21 protein-coding genes are annotated in these 18,198 nt (G+C 65.6%); 8 read left to right on the top strand and 13 right to left on the bottom strand.

What is annotated here, in order from left to right:
• Positions 1-31 precede the first annotated feature (31 nt).
• On the bottom strand, positions 32-664 hold the full coding sequence (locus tag ACLJPD_RS13075; RefSeq protein WP_410873398.1) for a LysE family translocator: 633 nt from the start codon (positions 662-664) through the stop codon (positions 32-34).
• Positions 665-821: 157 nt separating this feature from the next.
• Here ACLJPD_RS13075 and ACLJPD_RS13070 point away from each other — a divergent pair, with 157 nt between their 5' ends.
• From ACLJPD_RS13070 to ACLJPD_RS13050, 5 genes are all read left to right on the top strand, one after another.
• On the top strand, positions 822-1,730 hold the full coding sequence (locus tag ACLJPD_RS13070; protein WP_410872312.1) for a Ku protein: 909 nt from the start codon (positions 822-824) through the stop codon (positions 1,728-1,730).
• 15 nt (positions 1,731-1,745) lie between these two features.
• Positions 1,746-2,282 (top strand): GNAT family N-acetyltransferase, encoded by a 537-nt coding sequence (locus ACLJPD_RS13065; RefSeq protein ID WP_410872311.1) that lies wholly within the window; start codon positions 1,746-1,748, stop codon positions 2,280-2,282.
• Positions 2,283-2,444: 162 nt separating this feature from the next.
• On the top strand, positions 2,445-3,314 hold the full coding sequence (locus ACLJPD_RS13060) for a MetQ/NlpA family ABC transporter substrate-binding protein (RefSeq protein ID WP_410872310.1): 870 nt from the start codon (positions 2,445-2,447) through the stop codon (positions 3,312-3,314).
• Positions 3,311-4,315, top strand: a complete 1,005-nt coding sequence (locus ACLJPD_RS13055) for a methionine ABC transporter ATP-binding protein (RefSeq protein ID WP_410872309.1) — start codon at positions 3,311-3,313, stop codon at positions 4,313-4,315. The genes ACLJPD_RS13060 and ACLJPD_RS13055 overlap by 4 nt, the downstream gene beginning before the upstream one ends.
• Positions 4,315-4,977, top strand: coding sequence for a methionine ABC transporter permease (locus ACLJPD_RS13050; protein WP_410872308.1), 663 nt, complete (start codon positions 4,315-4,317; stop codon positions 4,975-4,977). Before ACLJPD_RS13055 ends, ACLJPD_RS13050 begins: the two co-directional genes overlap by 1 nt.
• A 49-nt stretch (positions 4,978-5,026) precedes the next feature.
• Here ACLJPD_RS13050 and ACLJPD_RS13045 read toward each other — a convergent pair whose 3' ends face one another.
• From ACLJPD_RS13045 to ACLJPD_RS13035, 3 genes are all read right to left on the bottom strand, one after another.
• Positions 5,027-5,527 carry a DUF4189 domain-containing protein gene (locus ACLJPD_RS13045; RefSeq protein WP_410872307.1) on the bottom strand — a complete coding sequence of 167 codons (501 nt, stop codon included), beginning with the start codon at positions 5,525-5,527 and terminating at the stop codon, positions 5,027-5,029.
• A 240-nt stretch (positions 5,528-5,767) separates the two neighbouring features.
• Entirely contained in the window at positions 5,768-6,322 is a 555-nt protein-coding gene (locus ACLJPD_RS13040; RefSeq protein ID WP_410872306.1) for an NADAR family protein, read from the bottom strand.
• 163 nt (positions 6,323-6,485) lie between these two features.
• Positions 6,486-7,763 carry a PucR family transcriptional regulator gene (locus tag ACLJPD_RS13035; RefSeq protein ID WP_410872304.1) on the bottom strand — a complete coding sequence of 426 codons (1,278 nt, stop codon included), beginning with the start codon at positions 7,761-7,763 and terminating at the stop codon, positions 6,486-6,488.
• 157 nt (positions 7,764-7,920) lie between these two features.
• Between ACLJPD_RS13035 and ACLJPD_RS13030 the strand changes: the two genes are divergently transcribed.
• Positions 7,921-8,544 (top strand): TetR/AcrR family transcriptional regulator, encoded by a 624-nt coding sequence (locus ACLJPD_RS13030; RefSeq protein WP_410872303.1) that lies wholly within the window; start codon positions 7,921-7,923, stop codon positions 8,542-8,544.
• 60 nt (positions 8,545-8,604) lie between these two features.
• Here ACLJPD_RS13030 and ACLJPD_RS13025 read toward each other — a convergent pair whose 3' ends face one another.
• The 9 genes from ACLJPD_RS13025 to ACLJPD_RS12985 all read right to left on the bottom strand — a co-directional run bounded on the left by ACLJPD_RS13025 (position 8,605) and on the right by ACLJPD_RS12985 (position 16,142).
• Positions 8,605-9,033, bottom strand: a complete 429-nt coding sequence (locus tag ACLJPD_RS13025; RefSeq protein ID WP_410872302.1) for a DUF4189 domain-containing protein — start codon at positions 9,031-9,033, stop codon at positions 8,605-8,607.
• 180 nt (positions 9,034-9,213) lie between these two features.
• Positions 9,214-9,642, bottom strand: a complete 429-nt coding sequence (locus ACLJPD_RS13020) for a DUF4189 domain-containing protein (RefSeq protein WP_410872301.1) — start codon at positions 9,640-9,642, stop codon at positions 9,214-9,216.
• Between the two features lie 141 nt (positions 9,643-9,783).
• A complete protein-coding gene (locus ACLJPD_RS13015; protein ID WP_410872300.1) occupies positions 9,784-10,185 on the bottom strand; it encodes a metal-sulfur cluster assembly factor in 402 nt (133 codons plus the stop codon).
• Entirely contained in the window at positions 10,182-10,664 is a 483-nt protein-coding gene (gene sufU / locus ACLJPD_RS13010; RefSeq protein WP_410872299.1) for a Fe-S cluster assembly sulfur transfer protein SufU, read from the bottom strand. Before sufU ends, ACLJPD_RS13015 begins: the two co-directional genes overlap by 4 nt.
• A 3-nt stretch (positions 10,665-10,667) precedes the next feature.
• Entirely contained in the window at positions 10,668-11,921 is a 1,254-nt protein-coding gene (locus tag ACLJPD_RS13005; RefSeq protein WP_410872298.1) for a cysteine desulfurase, read from the bottom strand.
• Between the two features lies 1 nt (position 11,922).
• Positions 11,923-12,690 carry a Fe-S cluster assembly ATPase SufC gene (gene sufC / locus ACLJPD_RS13000; RefSeq protein ID WP_410872297.1) on the bottom strand — a complete coding sequence of 256 codons (768 nt, stop codon included), beginning with the start codon at positions 12,688-12,690 and terminating at the stop codon, positions 11,923-11,925.
• A gap of 46 nt (positions 12,691-12,736) precedes the next feature.
• Positions 12,737-13,915, bottom strand: a complete 1,179-nt coding sequence (sufD, locus tag ACLJPD_RS12995) for a Fe-S cluster assembly protein SufD (RefSeq protein ID WP_410872296.1) — start codon at positions 13,913-13,915, stop codon at positions 12,737-12,739.
• Positions 13,915-15,351 (bottom strand): Fe-S cluster assembly protein SufB, encoded by a 1,437-nt coding sequence (gene sufB / locus ACLJPD_RS12990; protein WP_410872295.1) that lies wholly within the window; start codon positions 15,349-15,351, stop codon positions 13,915-13,917. Before sufB ends, sufD begins: the two co-directional genes overlap by 1 nt.
• Positions 15,348-16,142: a helix-turn-helix transcriptional regulator gene (locus tag ACLJPD_RS12985; protein WP_410872293.1), complete on the bottom strand. Its 795-nt coding sequence runs from the start codon at positions 16,140-16,142 to the stop codon at positions 15,348-15,350. Before ACLJPD_RS12985 ends, sufB begins: the two co-directional genes overlap by 4 nt.
• A 322-nt stretch (positions 16,143-16,464) precedes the next feature.
• Between ACLJPD_RS12985 and ACLJPD_RS12980 the strand changes: the two genes are divergently transcribed.
• Together ACLJPD_RS12980 and ACLJPD_RS12975 are read left to right on the top strand one after the other, a co-directional pair.
• Positions 16,465-17,394 carry a rhomboid family intramembrane serine protease gene (locus ACLJPD_RS12980; RefSeq protein WP_410872292.1) on the top strand — a complete coding sequence of 310 codons (930 nt, stop codon included), beginning with the start codon at positions 16,465-16,467 and terminating at the stop codon, positions 17,392-17,394.
• Between the two features lie 86 nt (positions 17,395-17,480).
• The gene (locus tag ACLJPD_RS12975) at positions 17,481-18,095 is read left to right on the top strand and encodes a DUF3558 domain-containing protein (protein WP_410872291.1); all 615 of its coding nucleotides are present in this window, start codon (positions 17,481-17,483) and stop codon (positions 18,093-18,095) included.
• Positions 18,096-18,198 lie beyond the last annotated feature (103 nt).

Raw genomic sequence — 18,198 nt, 5'->3', positions numbered from 1 at the left:
ATCACGGATGCCGCGTGGTGTGGCCGCCGAGTCAGGTCCCGGTGCGGGCCGACAGCGTGGCGACTCCGAGTGCGGTCAGCGCGGCGGAGCTCAGGTTGCCGAGGATCCGGCCGACTCTGGGTCGGCGAAGCCACTGCACCGCCGCGGCCGCGACGACCGACACCACGAGCAGCCAGACGAAGGCGACGACGCCGTCGATAGCGCCCAGGATCAGCGTCGCAGTCGCCGGTGAGGAGTCCGCCGGTGCGAACTGCGGGACGACAGCGAGGAAGAAGAGGCCCACTTTCGGGTTCAGCAGACAGGAAACGATGCCGTCACGGAAGGCGGCCCACAGTCTTGTCCCCGATCGCTCGCCGGTTTCAGCGTCGACAGGCGTGATCGTGTCGCGGTGTAAGAACCCACTGATGCCCAGGTAGATCAGGTAGATACCGCCGATAACCTTCAGGATCTGCAATGCGGTCGGATAGGCGGCGAGAAGCGCGGCCAAGCCCACGGCGACCGCACCCGCCCAGGCGAGTGAGCCGAGGCCCGAACCAGCGGCCGCGGCGATGCCGCGGCGCGCGCCGGACAAGGAGTACCGGAGTACGAGAAAGGTATCCGGTCCCGGCGTCATCGCGAGCAGCAGACAGAGCCCGGCGAACACCAACAGCGTCGCGGCAGACATATCGGTCACGTGAGGTGTCTATCAACCATTTCCAGACGGCGCGACTCATTTTCCGACGACTTGGCGCAACGATTTCAAGCACCGCCGGATCACGGGCCCGCACCTATTCGAGATCGCTTCCTCGCCCCGGCGCACCATATCGACCATGATGGGGAACATGAGATCGATCTGGAAGGGCTCGATCGCTTTCGGGCTGGTCAATGTGCCGGTCAAGGTTTACACCGCGACCGACGACCACGACATTCGGTTCCATCAGGTCCACGCCAAGGACGGGGGCCGGATCAAATATGACCGGGTCTGTCAGGTGTGTGGGAATTCTGTGCAGTTCGCCGACATCGACAAGGCCTATACCTCGCCCGACGGTGAGCAGGTGGTGTTGACCGACGCCGATTTCTCGAAGCTGCCCGCGGCGGAGAAGCACGAGATTCCGGTGCTGGAGTTCGTGCCGTTGGATCAGATCGACCCGGTGTTGTTCGAGAAGAGCTACTACCTCGAACCCGATTCCACGACACCGAAGGCCTATCAGTTGCTGGCGGCGACGCTGGAACGGATCGACAAGACCGCGCTGGTGCACTTCACGCTGCGGCAGAAGACCCGGCTGGCCGCGCTGCGAGTGCGCGACGGCGTGCTGGTTCTGCAGACGCTGCTGTGGCCCGACGAGGTGCGGGCCGTCGAATTCCCGTCACTAGAGGACGCGCCCGCCCCGCGTCCGCAGGAACTGAAGATGGCGGAAACACTGGTCGAGTCCATGTCGGGCGATTTCGACCCGTCCGAATACACCGACGAATACCAGATCGAACTGCAGAAACTGCTCGACGAGGCGATCGCCAGCGGCAACGGAAAGATCGAACCCGCCGCGGAGACCGAGCCCGCCGAACAGGCCGACGCCGAAGTGGTGGATCTGGTTGCCGCGTTGCAGCGCAGTCTCGAGGCCAGCGGTCGCCGCGATGGTGCCCCGGCGAAGCCGGCGAAAAAGGCCGCCGCCAAGAAGTCCGCGGCCAAGAAAGCCGCACCGCGCAAAGCCGCGAGTAAGTCCACAGCATCCAAGACTCGCAAGGGCGCGTAGGGCACACTGGCGGCCATGGACACCGCCATCGCAGTCGTGCCGATGGGCCTGGGACATCTGCGTCAAGTCCTCGACCTCGGCCATCAGGTCTTCGACACCACCATCAAGCCGTACACGTCGTGGTCGCTCACGGCCGTCGCCGAGCACCTCGACAGCCCCGACAACGCCTGCTGGGTGGCCCTGGATTCCGACCGGGTGGTCGGATTCGTGCTCGGGTCGATGGAGTTCGAGCATCGCGACGACTGGGGATACCTCGAATGGATCGCGGTCGCCCCCGATATGCAAGGCCACGGCATCGCGCGCCGACTCGTGAACGTGTGCTCGGAGGCACTGTTCGCCCGCGGCGCCCGCCATATCGTCACCGATGTCGAAGACCGCAACAGCGCCTCGGCCGCGCTGATGACCAGCAGCGGATTCGTGCCCGCCGCGACCGTCACCCTGCTGGTACGCCCCAACCCCGCGGCCACGGACGACGATGCCACGCTGCCGCCGATCACCAGACGCGACCTCGCCCGCCGCGGCAGACTGTCGGTCGAACACCCGCTGCGCTGATCGCGCCCCGACCGTTCGTCGAATACCGCACTGTCCGCAAGTTAGACGGCCGTCCCAGTATTCGCGAGGGTTTCGCTCGCGGCAAGCTAAACCATTGTCGAGGGTCGGTGGGGACGACTTGGATGACCGAGTTCCTTTTCTGCGAGTCATTCGGGAGTACAAGTGAAATTCCGTCGGACACTGGCGATCCCGGTGCTGATAGCAACCGCGGCCCTCACCCTGACCGCGTGCGGTTCCGACGACGCGTCGGGCACGGTGGTGCGGATCGGCACCACCGACAAGGACAAGGCATTCGAGGTCTTCGAGCAGAAGGCGAAAGAGCAGGGCATCACGCTGAAGGTCACCAATTTCTCCGATTACAAGCAGCCGAATACGGCGCTGTCGCAGAAACAGATCGACCTCAATCTGTTCCAGCATCTGCAGTTCCTCGGCCAGTACAACGTGGCGAGTTCGGATACATTGACCCCGATCGGCTCGACTTACATTGTGCCGCTTGGCCTTTACTCGAAGAAGCACAAGGCGCTGACCGATATCCCGGCCGGCGGGGAGATCGCGATACCCAACGATCCGACCAACCAGGCCCGGGCACTGTTCGTGCTGCAGGCGGCGGGGTTGCTGAAGATCACCGGCAACTCGGTCCAGCCGACACCCGCCGATATCGACAAGGGCGCCTCCAAGGTGCGGGTGACTCCGGTCGACGCCGCTCAGACCGCGTTGTCGCTGCCCTCCGTCGATGGCTCGGTGATCAACAACACCTTCCTCGAGCGGTCGGGAGTCGACCCGAAATCGGCGCTGTACAAGGATGATCCGAAGAATCCGGCCGCCGAGCCGTATATCAACGTGATCGTCAGCCGCGCCGAGGACAAGACGAATCCGACATATCTGAAGCTGGTCGAGATCTGGAAGGACCCGGCGGTGGCCACCGCGCATGCCGAGGCCACCAAGGACACCGCGGTGGCGGTGAGTCGGCCGGGGCCCGAGCTCGAACAGATTCTGGACCGGGTGCAGCAGGGCATCCGCACGGCCAAGTGAACGCTGCGGTCGAGTTCCGTTCCGTCACCAAGATTTTCGGTAGCGGCGACGATCGGCACACCGCGCTCGATGGTATCGATCTGCGGATCGAACCGGGTGAGATCTTCGGCGTCATCGGCTATTCCGGAGCGGGCAAGTCCACGCTGGTGCGGCTGATCAACGCCCTGGACACGCCGACTTCGGGCACCGTCACGATTTCCGGCACCCCCATCACCGGGGTGCCGGAGTCGGCGGTGCGCACGCTGCGCCGCGATATCGGCATGGTGTTCCAGCAGTTCAACCTGTTCCGATCACGCACAGCCGCAGGCAATATCGAGTATCCGCTGAAGGTGGCGGGCTGGCAGCGGGCCGCGCGCAAGGCCCGCGTGGCCGAGCTGCTCGACTTCGTCGGGCTCACCGACAAGGCGCGCGCCTACCCCGATCAGCTCTCCGGTGGGCAGAAGCAGCGGGTCGGTATCGCCAGGGCGCTGGCGACCTCACCCTCGCTGTTGCTCGCAGACGAGGCCACCTCCGCGCTCGACCCGGAAACCACGGGCGAGGTGTTGCGACTGCTGAAGAAGATCAATGCCGAACTCGGGGTGACCATTGTGGTGATCACCCACGAAATGGATGTGATCCGGGCGGTTGCCGACCGGGTGGCGGTGCTCGCCGAGGGACGGATCGTCGAATTGGCGTCCACCTTCGATGTTTTCGCCGCTCCGCAAGCCGCGCCCACTCGGTCGTTCGTGGCGACCGTGCTGCACAATCGGCCCGATCAGGTCGAACTCGAGCGTCTGCGGGAATTGCACGGCGGACGGTTGGTCACTGTCGATATCGACGACCGCAGTGGGCTCGGCGCCGCCTTGGCCGCCGCGACGGCCGCCGACGTGCGTTTCGAGATCGTTTACGGCGGGGTGAGCACGTTGCAGGACAAGACATTCGGCAGCATCACCCTCTCGCTGCACGGGCCCGACGCCGCACTGGATCGTGTTGTCGCCGACCTGGAGCGGAAGGCGGGCTGATGGAAACCAACTGGGAGAAGCTGCGGCCCACGCTGTTCGAGGCGATCGGCACCACGATCTACCTGGTCGGCGTGACGTTCGTGGTCGCCGGAGTGATCGGGCTGGCGCTCGGGACCGCGCTCTACACCACCCGCAGGGGTGGACTGCTGGCGAACGGGCCGATCTATTTCGTGCTCAATGTGTTCGTCAATGTGGTGCGCCCGATTCCGTTCATCATTCTGCTGGCCGCGTTGGGTCCGGTCACGCTGGAGGTGGTCGGCACCACGATCGGCTCCGAGGCGGCGCTGTTCGTGATGATCGTCGCGGCCTCGTTCGGGATCGCGCGGATCGTGGAGCAGAATCTGGTGACCGTCGATCCCGGCGTGATCGAGGCCGCGCGTGCGGTCGGTGCGGGACCGCTGCGGATAATTCTCACGCTGCTCATTCCGGAAGCGTTGGGGCCGTTGATCCTCGGCTACACCTTCGTGGTGATCTCGATCGTCGACATCTCCGCGATGGCGGGCACTGTCGGCGGTGGTGGGCTCGGTGATTTCGCGATCGTCTACGGGTATCAGCAGTTCCAGTGGCAGGTGACGATCGTGGCGGTGCTCATCATCATCGTCGGTGTGCAGGGTGTGCAGTTCTTCGGCAACTGGCTGGCGAGGAAAGTGCTGCGCCGCTGAATACGGCAGGGGCACACAGTGATTCGTGCCCCTGCCGGTTCAGGGTCGGTCAGACGCTGGCCGTGCACGCCGACAGGATGACGCTCGCCGCACGCGGCGACGCCGAACCCAGATCCGGGAAGGGCGGGGCGCTGAAGCCGAGCACGTCCACCGCGGCGCGCTCGGCCGCGGCCAGGTCGTGATCCCACGCCCAGCCGAAGCGGTAGTCCGCACCCTGCGCCACCGCGCCACACGCATTGCGGAACTCGACGACCACCTGACAGTCCCGTACCCCGCACTCATCGAGCGCGGCCCGGCTCGCCGCCGCCCAGCTGCCGTAATTCACCGCCGAGGCGACCACGGCACGGCTCGACGACAACGCCAGCGCCCCATAGAGATCCCCGGCCGCGGCCTGGAATCCACCATCGCGCGACACAGCGGTGTACCCCGGCGCCTGCGCGATCGCCACCCCACTGGCCCCCGCGGCGGCAGGCCCCGCGGTCACCACGGTGAACGCGGCCACCGCCGACATGGTGGCCACACCCAGGGCGTATTTGCCCACAACAGACATCAGAGATTCTCCCCGTCGCAATACCGACTCCGCGCCTCGAAGCCGAACCCATCATGAACGGCCGCCCACTCCCCCGGAAACAGTTTTCCGACCTCGAAGCAACGGCCGTCCGACGAACCCGTCATAGCGCTGAAACATCAGTGCCGACAACAGCATTCGCCTAATTCAACGCCCGATTCCTCCCGAACCGTTCGTCCGCCACAGACTAACAACACCCTCTGACAAGTAGCTGCGAGCCGATCACTGACCAACCAGTTCATCGCGAGCCCGCATCAGTGCGAACCCGAGTAGGTTGAGCCCCTTCCAGCGCACAGGATCCGTGGCATCGGGATCGTCGGCGGCCATCCCGATCCCCCAGATCCGGTCGACCGGACTGGCCTCGACAAGCACACGCGAACCTGTCCCGACCAAGTACTTCCGCAGCGCATCGTCCTGCCCGAACTTCGCCACACTCCCCGCGACCACAATGCCGAAACGCGCACCCACCCATACGTTTTCGTCGAAATCCCGGATCTGCCTGCCGAGCTTCTTCGCCTGGCTCGGATGGCCGACCTCGAGCACCTTCGCCGCCGTGACCGCGTCACCGAACAGCAACGCCTTGCGCCACATCATGTAGTGCTCGGCACTGGCGAATTCCACCCCGTCGACCCGGAATGCCGCTGGCCACCACTGACTCAGGCAGCTCGACCCGATCGTTGCGTCACGACGTGGACTGTGCCCCCAGAACGCCAGGTACTTCGGCGTAGCACCCTGCGAGATCGCCTGGCACAACTGATCCACCGATGCGAAAGCCATCACCCCTCCTAGTTTTGGTCTATCTAACCATAGACAGGAAAGAGGTGCGCCCGACGCTGCGATGAGCCCGGCTCATTCGCTTGGCGGACTGGGTAGTCGGCGTTCGTGGGCACGCGCATCGGCACCCTCTTGCGTAGCGGTGCCGATGCGGTGACGCCAGATGTCAGGCCGAGCGGGCGCCGTCCAGGGCGGGGTAGGTGTGGTGGGGGATTCTGGTCTCGGTTGCGGCGTTCGATCGGGGGGCGGGGCCGGTGTGGAAGCTGCGGGCGATCATCGAGGAGCGGAGTTGCCACAGGCCTGAGGATTGAGCTGGGTCGAGGCCGGTGAGTTGGGCTACTCGGCGGAGGCGGTAGTCAACGGTGTTGGTGTGGATGTGTAGGAGACGGGCGGTGCGCTGGCGGTTCATGTTGTTGGCGATGTGCACGCGCAGGGTTTCGTAGAGCTCGGGGTGGTTGTCGAGGGGAGCGAGGAGCTCGCCGAGGCGGGCGCGGCCGGGGCCGGGGCGGGTGAGCTGGTATTCCAGGGCCAGGTCGCCGAAGCGGTACAGGCCGGGGGCGCTACCGAGTCGCTCCACCATGTCGAGGAGTTCGTGGGCGCGCTGGGCCGCGTCGGGGATCTCGTCGGTGGCGGCGGGCACCAGGGCGGCGGTGATGTCGACGTGCGCGGCCCGCGACAGCGCCTCGACCAGTGCGTCGAGCTGCTCGCCGACCAGCAGATCGGCCGGGATCAGCAGGGTGCCGCCGTCGACCGACAGCAGGGACAGCACCTGCTCACCACACCGGTGCGCCAACGCCGTCTGCACCCTGCGCAGCTTGCGCCGGGCCACCACGGCACCGTTCACCCGCGGATCACGCTCGTCGGGATGGACCCCGATCGACAGGGCGAGCACCGAGTACCCGTCGGCGACGGTGATCCCGACCTCGCGCGCCATCGTGACGGTCGACTGACCGGCCAGCAGCGCCGAGGTGAGGGTGTGCACCGCGGTGTGATGCTCGCCGACGGCCTCGCGATGCTCGCGAATATAGGAGCGAGTCACGGTGGTACACAACAGATCCGAGATCTCGACGACCCGGCGGAAACCGTGGATCAGGCTCGCGCGGTCGACGTCGGCTACCTCGTCGTAGACCGCGTCGAAGGAAAGCCGGAAACCTTCGTGGAAGGCGTGCAGGATCGTGTCGATCGGCACGCCTTCGCGCGCCCAGCCCGCCGCCGCCACCGCGAGCCGGTTCAGTTTCACCTCTTCGTCGCGCCCGTCCAGCAGGCCGCCGACGATTTCCAGACACATCCGAGTGACCGAGGTGACGTCGCCGGCGATGACATCACCGGGTAGCGTCCGGCAGGTCGCGACGTTGTCGAGAAAATGGCCCACCAATCGGCTGGTCATCGTCCGCACGTCGCGCAGGGGCTGCCACAGGGCCGTCTCGTCCAGTGGGATCGGCATCGTCGACTCCTCCTTCTACACCCCGGCGCCGCCGGTAGTGGTTGTGCTTGCCGCGATTTCGGCCGATGTGATGGCCTACACTGCGGTTTCTCTGTGATCATGACTGTAGGGTGAGCAACCGCTCACCTTCTACTCTTCTTTCTGCCGAGGTCGATAGATGCCCCAGCAAGCCGATAAGCAGCGCAAACGCCCCAAGCAGGACCGGGCGAAGGAGACGAGAACACGCATTCTCACCGTCGCCGCTCACCTTTTCGGCACCCGAGGCATCGGCAATACCTCGACCAACCGGATCGCCACCGAAGCGGGCATGAGCATCGGCACGCTGTACCGGTATTTCAACGACCGCGACGAGATCGTCAAAGAACTCACCGACAGCCTGTTTCTGCAGGTGGAAGAGCGTTACAGCCAGCTGCTGACCTCCAGCGCGAACCAATCCCCCCACGAATCCGTGGTCGGCCTGATCCGTTCGGCCGTGGACATCCTCGTCGCGAACGGCCCGCTCGTGCGGGCCCTGGTCGCCGATCTGCAGTTCCACGGCAGCGGCATCCCTGAATTCGAACCCCGACTGCGGATGCTCGTCAAGCTCTACATCCTGCAGATCATCGGCCCGATCAAGCACGCCGACATCGACGTGATGGCCTTCGTCGTACTCAACGCGGGCTTCGCCACCGCGTTGCGTTCGGTCGAATTGGACGATGCCGAGCTCGACGCCATCGTCGCGGGCACCGCCGACATGATCAGCGCCTGGATCGACACGGTCGCCGCAGCGGAAAACGCTTAGCGCACAACGACAAAGGCCCGGATCCTACGTGCGGATCCGGGCCGGTGTGCTACGCGGTGATCAGCGCGCGTTCGCCGTGCAGATCGCGTCGATGACCTCGGCGCCGCTCAGGTTCGCCGAGCCCGTGTTGGCCAGCACCGCGGTCGGCGTCAGCTCGGACAGGTTCTCGTAGGCCGCACGCTCGGCGTCTGCCCGTGTCGCGCCTGTCGACCAGGCGATGCCGTTGTCGCTCTCGACCAGCACGGCGCAGCCGTTGGCCCAGGTCGTCACCACGTTGCAGTCCGCCAGGTGGCAGTCCGCGATCGCGGCGGCCTCGGCCGCCTCGGGGCTGGCCTCGTTGACGCTGATGCCGTAGATCGCCTGTCCGTCGCTCAACGCGATCGACGCCCACTGGTCGCCTGCCGCGCTCGCCGAACCGGCACCGAGCACCGACCCGGCCGCAAGGCCGAACGCCGCGACGGCCAAGCCGGCCTTACCCATGAAACTCATTCGAAAGTTCTCCTCTTGAAACAGTTCCGAAAGTCCGGAACCTTCAAGATCATCACTGATCGCCCGGTGATAGCCAACCGAACGGTGAAAGATCACACCACCGCCGTCAGCGCATGACCGCACCGAACACCAAGGGCCCGGATCCATCCGGATCCGGGCCCGAGGGCAATCAGGTGTAAGTCAGCGGGCGTTCGACGTGCAGATCACGTCGACGACCTTGGTACCGCTCAGATCGGACGACCCGAAGTTCGCCAATTGCGCAATCGGGGCACCTTCGGACAGCTTGTTGATGGCGTTGCGCACGGCATCGCTGCGGTTGGGCCCCGACGCCGCGGCGGCCCACCCCTGGTTGTTCCACACCAGTGCCCCGCAGCCGTTGGCCCACGACACCGCCACCACGCAGTCGTCATAGAAGCACCGATCCAGCGCCCGCTCCTGGGCCGCCTCGTAGGTCGGCCAGTCGAAGCTCGACTCGTAGGTGCGTTGCCCGGGACTGAAGGCGATCGCGCCGTGCAGGCTCTGCGCATTCGCCGAACCGGCACCCAGGACCGATCCGGCCGCAAGGCCGAACGCCGCAACGGCGAAGCCGGCCTTACCCATGAAACTCATTCGAAAGATCTCCTCTTGAAACAGTTCCGAAAGTCCGGAACCTTCAAGAGCATCATCGAGTAGCCGGTGATGGCCAACCGGACCGACGAAGATCACAGTGCACCCGGTGAGCGCATAACCGAACACGCAGGTCGGGCAGTGCTACACCGTGAAGCCGAGGGCGCGCAACTGTTCGCGGCCGTCGTCGGTGATCTTGTCCGGGCCCCACGGGGGAATCCAGACCCAGTTGATCTTGAGGTCCTCGACCAGACCGCTGCGGACCAGCGCGTTGCGGGACTGGTCTTCGATCACGTCGGTCAGCGGACAGGCCGCCGAGGTGAGCGTCATGTCGAGGGTGCAGATGTTCTCCGCATCGACCGACAGCCCGTAGACCAGGCCGAGGTCGACAACGTTGATCCCGAGCTCGGGGTCGACGACGTCGCGCATCGCTTCCTCGAGGTCCTCGACGTGCTGGATCTGTTCGGCCGTCAACTCCACGGTTTCGGCGACCTCGACTGCCGCGGTGGCGTCCGCGGTCTGTGCGATATCGGTGCTCTCACTCATGTGGCAGACTCCCCATTTCCCATCGGTGCCGTGGTTTCCTCGGCCGAACTGATCTGCACGACAGCGTCTTTGAACGCCATCCACCCGAGCAGCGCGCACTTGACCCGCGCCGGGTACTTGCTCACACCGGCGAGGGCGATGCCGTCGCCGATCATGTCCTCGTCGCCTTCGACGGTGCCGCGGCTGGAGATCATCTCGCTGAACGAGTCGACCACCTTCAGCGCCTGCTGCACCGGCAGCCCGATCACCTGATCGGTGAGGATCGAGGTGGCGGCCTGGCTGATCGAGCAGCCCTGACCGTCATAGGAGACATCGGCGATCTCGCCGGCGTCGTCGATCTGCACCCGCATCGTCACTTCGTCACCGCAGGTCGGGTTCACGTGGTGCACCTGCGCGCCGAACGGTTCCCGCAGCCCGCGGTGGTGCGGGTGCTTGTAGTGATCCAGGATCACTTCCTGGTACATCTGCTCCATACGCATGATCTATGCAACTCCGAAGAAGGTCTTGGCCTTCCGCACGGCGGCAACCAGTGCGTCGACCTCATCGAGGGTGTTGTAGACGGCGAACGAGGCACGCGCGGTAGCGGCGACACCGAACTTGCGGTGCAGCGGCCAGGCGCAGTGGTGTCCGACCCGGATGGCGACACCCTGGTCGTCGAGGATCTGGCCCACGTCGTGGGCGTGGATCCCGTCGACCACGAACGACACCGCGCCACCGCGATCGACGTTCTCGGCGGGCCCGACGATCCGTACACCGTCGATACCGGACAGACCCTCTAGCGCGGCACCGGTGAGCGCGTGCTCGTGGGCCGCGATCGCGTCCATGCCGAGTTCCTCGAGATAGCGCACCGCGGCGGCCAGCCCGACGACCTGCGAGGTCATCGGAGTACCTGCCTCGAAGCGCTGCGGCGGCGGCGCGTAGGTGGTCTTCTCCATGGTGACGGTCTCGATCATCGACCCACCGGTGATGAACGGCGGAGTCTGTTCGAGCAGCGCGCGTCGGCCGTACAGTCCGCCCACACCCATCGGGCCGAGCATCTTGTGGCCGGAAAACGCGGCGAAGTCGACACCGAGCGCGTGGAAGTCCACCGACATGTGCGGCACCGACTGGCAGGCGTCGAGCACGACGAGCGCACCGACAGCCTTCGCTCGGCGGATCAATTCCTCCACCGGCGCGACCGCGCCGGTCACATTCGACTGGTGGCTGAACGCGAGAACCTTTGTCGCGGGCGACAGTTCGAGCGAGTCCAGGTCGATGCGGCCGTCATCGGTGATGCCGTACCACTTCAAGGTCGCGCCGGTGCGCCGCGCGAGCTCCTGCCACGGAACGAGATTCGCGTGGTGTTCGAGCTCGGTGATGACGATCTCGTCGCCGGGGCCCACCTTGTAGGGGAACCGGTCGTCACCGAAAGCGTTGGCCACCAGGTTCAGCGACTCGGTCGCGTTCTTGGTGAACACGATCTCGCCGGGATCGGCGCCGACGAAGCGGGCGATATCGGCGCGCGCCTGCTCGTAGGAGTCGGTCGCTTCCTCCGCCAGCTGATGCGCACCGCGGTGCACGGCGGAGTTGCGGGTGAGCAAGAACTCGCGCTCGGCGTCCAGCACCTGCAGCGGACGCTGCGAGGTGGCACCGGAGTCCAGGTACACCAACGGTTTCCCGTCCCGCACCGTGCGGTGCAGGATGGGGAAGTCGGCCCGGATCCGGGCCACGTCGAGGGCGGGCACCGTCGCGGTCATGTCAGGCTCCAGCGGTCGCGGACGTGAAGCGCTCGTACCCGTTCGCGTCGAGTTCGTCAGCCAGCTCGGAGCCGCCTTCGGCGACGATCTTGCCGTTGACGAACACGTGCACGAAGTCGGGCTTGATGTAGCGCAGGATGCGGGTGTAGTGCGTGATCAGCAGCACGCCGCCCTCTTCGCGCTCCTTGTAGCGGTTGACGCCCTCGGAGACGATGCGCAGCGCGTCGACGTCGAGGCCGGAGTCGGTCTCGTCGAGGATCGCGATCTTCGGCTTGAGCAGACCCAGCTGCAGGACCTCGTGACGCTTCTTCTCGCCACCGGAGAAGCCCTCGTTCACCGAGCGGTCGGCGAAGGCCGAGTCGATATCGAGCTCCTTCATCGACTCCTTCACCTCCTTGACCCAGGTGCGCAGCTTCGGGGCCTCGCCGCGGATGGCGGTGGCGGCGGTGCGCAGGAAGTTCGACATCGAGACGCCGGGGACCTCGACCGGGTACTGCATGGCCAGGAACAGGCCGGCGCGGGCGCGCTCGTCGACCGACATGTCGAGGACGTTCTCGCCGTCGAGGGTGATGGTGCCCTGGGTGACGGTGTACTTCGGGTGGCCCGCGATCACGTAGGACAGCGTGGACTTGCCCGAGCCGTTGGGGCCCATGATGGCGTGCGTCTCGCCGGAGCGGACGGTGAGGTTCACACCGTTGAGGATCTGCTTGGACTCACCCTCGGGGGTGGTGATCTCCGCGTGCAGGTCCTTGATTTCCAAGGTGGTCATCGAATTCGAATCCTTCGTAGGGAGGTTTAGGAGTCAGATAACGGTCTTAGATCCCAACAGTGGCGAGTTCGGCCTCGATGGCCGCCTCGAGCCGCTCCCGGACCTCGGGGACCGTGACCTTCTGGATGATCTCGAAGAAGAAGCCACGCACGACCAGGCGGCGGGCGACGTCTTCGGGAATGCCACGAGCGCGCAGGTAGAACAGCTGCTCATCGTCGAAACGGCCGGTGGCACTCGCGTGTCCGGCACCGGCGATCTCGCCGGTCTCGATCTCCAGGTTCGGCACCGAGTCGGCGCGCGCGCCGTCGGTGAGGACCAGGTTGCGGTTGGCCTCGTAGGTGTCGGTGCCCTCGGCGGCCGCGCGGATCAGCACGTCGCCGATCCAGACCGTGCGAGCATCACCCTTGGGCGAGGACGGATCGCCTTGCAGCGCACCCTTGTACAGCACATTGGACTTGCAGTTGGGCTCTGCGTGATCGATCAGCAGACGCTGCTCGAAGTGCTGACCCGCGTCGGCGAAGTACAGGCCGAACAGCTCCGCCTCGCCACCGGGACCGGCGTAGCGCACGGTGCCGGACAGGCGAACCAGATCGCCGCCCAGGGTGGCCGACACGTGGCGCAGGTTCGCGTCACGGCCCAGCCTCAGGTGATGCGCGGTGACGTGCACGGCGTCTTCGTTCCATTCCTGGACCGCGACGACGGTGAGCTTGGCGCTGTCACCGAGCACGAATTCGACGTTCTCGGCGTAGGTTCCGCTGCCACGCTGGTCGATGACCACGGTGGCGACGGCGAAGTTGTCCAGGCGGATCTGCAGGTGACCGTAGGCGGTCTTGCCCTCGCCGGGACCGGTGATGGTGACCGTCACCGGGTCCGACACCTCGGTCTCCGGGCCGACGGTGATCACGGTCGCCTCGGAGAAGCCCGAATAAGCCTGCGCGGCAACACGATCAGCGGGGGTACCGGCCTGGCCGAGACGAGAGTCGGTGCGGCCCACCGTTTCCACGGTGACACCGGCGACTTCACTCACCTCGATGGTGGCCTGACCGTCACGCACAGCGGTGCCGTCGTGCAGACCGCGCAGCCGACGCAGCGGGGTGAACCGCCACGCCTCGTCGCGACCCGACGGGATCTCGAACTGATCGACATCGAACGAGGTGAAGACCTCGCCCTTGTTGACCGCGGCGCCCGCGCCAGGATTCTGGATCGGCGTCTCGAGCGTCGACATCAGCCCACGGCCCCTTCCATCTGCAGCTCGATGAGCCGGTTCAGTTCCAATGCGTATTCCATCGGCAATTCCTTGGCGATCGGCTCCACGAAGCCACGCACGATCATCGCCATCGCCTCGTCCTCGGAGAGGCCGCGGCTCATCAGATAGAACAGCTGCTCCTCGGAGACCTTGGAGACAGTGGCCTCGTGACCCATCGTCACGTCGTCCTCGCGGATGTCGACGTATGGGTAGGTGTCGGAGCGGCTGATGGTGTCGACCAGCAGCGCGTCACACTTCACGGTCGACTTGGAACCGTTGGCGCCCTTGTTGATCTGGACCAGACCGCGGTACGACGCGCGACCGCCACCACGCGCCACCGACTTCGACACGATGGTCGAGGAGGTATGCGGGGCCAGGTGCAGCATCTTGGCGCCGGTGTCCTGGTGCTGGCCGGGGCCCGCGAACGCGACCGAGAGGACCTCGCCGTGCGCGTGCTCACCGGTCATCCAGACCGCCGGGTACTTCATGGTGACCTTGGAGCCGATGTTGCCGTCGACCCACTCCATGGTGGCGCCCGCCTCGGCCTTGGCCCGCTTGGTGACCAGGTTGTACACGTTGTTCGACCAGTTCTGGATGGTCGTGTAGCGGCAGCGGCCGCCCTTCTTCACGATGATCTCGACAACCGCGGAGTGCAGCGAGTCGGACTTGTAGATCGGCGCTGTACAACCCTCGACGTAGTGGACGTAGGCGTCCTCGTCGACGATGATCAGCGTCCGCTCGAACTGGCCCATGTTCTCGGTGTTGATCCGGAAGTAGGCCTGCAGCGGGATGTCGACGTGCACGCCCGGCGGCACGTAGATGAACGAGCCACCCGACCAGACGGCTGTGTTGAGCGCGGAGAACTTGTTGTCACCGGCGGGAATCACCGAACCGAAGTACTTCTGGAAGATCTCCGGGTGCGTCTTGAGCGCGGTGTCGGTGTCGAGGAAGATGACGCCCTGCTGCTCCAGATCCTCACGGATGGAGTGGTAGACGACCTCGGACTCGTACTGCGCCGCGACACCGGAGACCAGACGCTGCTTCTCCGCCTCGGGGATGCCCAGCTTGTCGTAGGTGTTCTTGATGTCCTCGGGCAGGTCTTCCCAGCTCTCGGCCTGCTTCTCCGACGAACGAACGAAGTACTTGATATTGTCGAAGTCGATGCCGTCGAGGTTGGAACCCCAGTTCGGCATGGGCTTGCGATCGAAGATGCGCAGCGCCTTGAGGCGCACGTCGAGCATCCACTCGGGTTCGCTCTTCTTGGCCGAGATATCGCGGACGACGGCTTCCGACAGGCCACGTTGCGCACTGGCACCGGCCACATCGGAGTCGGACCAGCCATAACCGTAGGTGCCCAGCGAGGCGATGGTTTCGTCCTGGGTGAGCGGTTGCACCTGGTCGGTAGGGGTCGTCATTCGGCACTCCTTCCGGAGTCGTTCGTTCGTCCCGCCGCGGGCTGTGCGGCGGATGGGGTTTTCGGCACCGCGACCAGCGGTACGTGGGTGGTGCAGGCGCAATCGCCGTTGGCGATGGTCGCAAGACGCTGCACGTGGGTACCGAGCAGGTCGCGGAAAGCGTCCAATTCGGCCGCGCACAACTGCGGGAACTCCTCGGCGACGTGCGCCACCGGGCAGTGGTGCTGACAGATCTGCACACCGGTGCCGACCTGACGGGTGGTGGCGGCGAAACCGGCCTCGGCGAACGCTTCCGCGATCTCCTCGACCTTGGCTTCGATCACCGGTGCGGTGTGGTCGGCGACGGGCTCGATGCCCTCGACGATCACGCGAACCCGCTTGCGGGCGAATTCGGCGATCGCGGCATCGCCACCGATCTCACCGAGCTGGCGAATCGCCGCCCCGGCCAGATCGTCATAGGCGTGACCGAGGTTGCCCCGGCCCGCCGCGGTGAGCTGGTACTGCTTGGCCGGCCTGCCGCGCCCCTTCTGCTGCCACGGCGCCGAGCGGCTCGCCCGAGCCTGGCCTGCGTCGATGAGCGCGTCGAGGTGCCTGCGCACCCCGGCGGGCGCGAGACCGAGTTCGGTGCCGATCGCCGTCGCGGTGATCGGCCCCTGCTCGAGCAGCAACTGGACGATGGCCGCCCTGGTCTGCCCTTCGTGCGCGGTCGCCGCGGGTACAGCAGACGACCGAGCGCCGGTCGTCTTACGACCGCCACTTTCCACGTCTGTCCGCAAACCCACGGTTTTCACAACACCAGTGTGGCGGAATTGCTTCCCTAAATCTAATAAGGGTCACCTGACAAAGGGTGCCCTGACCTGCGATGAAGATCATCGGGACCCTCCCGAGCGCCGCAAAACCCCAGGTGCGGCCCCTGCGGGACGATCGCCGACGCCCAGCCGGGTGACCCATCGCACAGACCGGCTACCGAGACCACCCAGTGCCGGACAGTCCTTTACCACGCTCTCACGGCGTTGCTCGGCGGCGATATTCGCACCACAACGCAGCGATCGGCCGTCCAGGTCGCCGTGGCAAACGAGACGTTCGGGGGCCGGGGTCTGGCACGATGGCAGGGTGTCGAACCCGCTCACCCCCACGTGTGTCCGTCATCCCGATCGGCCTACCGGACTCGCGTGTACGCGATGCGGGCGGCCCGCCTGCCCTGAATGTCTGCGACCTGCCTCGGTCGGGCAGCACTGTGTCGACTGTGTGCGGCAGGGGCAGCAAGATGTGCGGTCGGTGCGCACCGTCAGCGGAGCGCGTCAGGGCGGGCCGATTCCCTACGTGACCTACGGCTTGATCGCGATCAACGTGCTGGTCTACGTGATCAACGCGGCGCAGGCCGGAAGTCCGATGGACAACTATCGCGGGTCGTCGGTGTTCCGCGAGTTCGTACTGGTGCCGCTACTGGTGGCGGACGGCGAGTGGTGGCGACTGCTCGGGTCAGGATTCCTGCACTACGGCGCGATCCATCTGCTGGTCAATATGTTCGCGCTGTACGTCGTGGGGCGCGACCTCGAGCAGGTGCTGGGCCGGGTCAGATTCGGGTGCGTTTACCTGGTCTCCCTGCTCGGCGGATCGGCGGCGGTGATGATGCTGTCCGACTCGATCACCGCGACGGCAGGCGCCTCGGGTGCGGTATACGGCCTGTTCGGCGCTGTCACGGTGACACTGATTCGCCTGCGGCAGAGCCCGACTCCGATGCTCGTGGTCATCGGCGTGAACGTGGTGATCAGCTTCTCGATCCCGGGGATCTCGCTGTGGGGCCACCTCGGCGGTCTGGCCGCGGGCACGTTGAGCGCGCTCGGCATCCTGTTCGTGCCCGGCTGGCTCTCGGCCCGCGATCAACGTTCCGCGCAGCGCATCGGCTGGGCGGCGCTCGGCGCGGTCGCGCTGATCTGCGTGGCCGTGATCATCGCCGCCGTGCTCTCACTGCGCTCGGACCCGATGTTCGTCGGCCCACCGGCCGTCTCCGCACCGACCCCGATAGAAGTACCGAGGTAGTTCGGTCGCCTTCTGCGATGATCACGAACGACTTGTGACCGTACGGTGCTGCCGATGGGCGCGGTGACCACAAAGATCGGGTTCCGATGATAAAGAGAAGTTTCGCCGTTGGTTGCCTAGCGGTAAGTACGACAGCACTGGTTTCCTGTGGGGGCAATTCCACCGAGGACCGCACGAATACAGTGGATCCGACGACGACGACCGCTTCCGCGAAGGTGCAGGTCCCGCCGGCACCGGCGCAGACCGGCCCCACCCAGGTTCGGTTCGACCCCTGTGTCAGCGTGGGCGACGATCTGGTGGCCCGGGCCGGCTTCGACCCGGCTACTCGCGAAAGAGCCGCGGACGAAAGCACTTCCAGCCTCTTGACGACAATCGGTTGCCAATTCTGGCGTGAGGAACTCGTCGATGGTGAGAAGTATCCGACCGGCGGGTTGGGGGTGACGTCGAGCGACATGACGCTGGACGAAATCAAGCGCAACCCGGGCCACAGCATTTTCAACTCCGACCTGATCGGCGGGCGCGAGGCCGTACTGTACCGGACGCCGCAGGTCCCCATTTCATGCACGGCGTCCATCAAAGCCCCCGATGGCACCTTCACTGTGCGCCTTACCGTGCCTCCCGGTCCGGTCGCCGTGCCAGCGCCGTGTGACCAGATCCGCCAGCTTGCCGAAATCTTCAGCGAAGCCCTCGGCGGCAACTAGTTCGTCGGTGTTGACAGCCTATAGCCGTGCCCATACAGTCCGACCACGACCGGAGCGGGAGTCCGGCGGTGGGGGAAAACGACTTTCGGCTCCGCCTGGTTGA

This window comes from Nocardia sp. A7 (assembly GCF_046549215.1).
Classification (GTDB): Bacteria; Actinomycetota; Actinomycetes; order Mycobacteriales; family Mycobacteriaceae; genus Nocardia.
The sequence above is the reverse complement of the archived record's forward strand: the minus strand, read 5'-3'. Positions and strand labels throughout refer to the sequence as shown.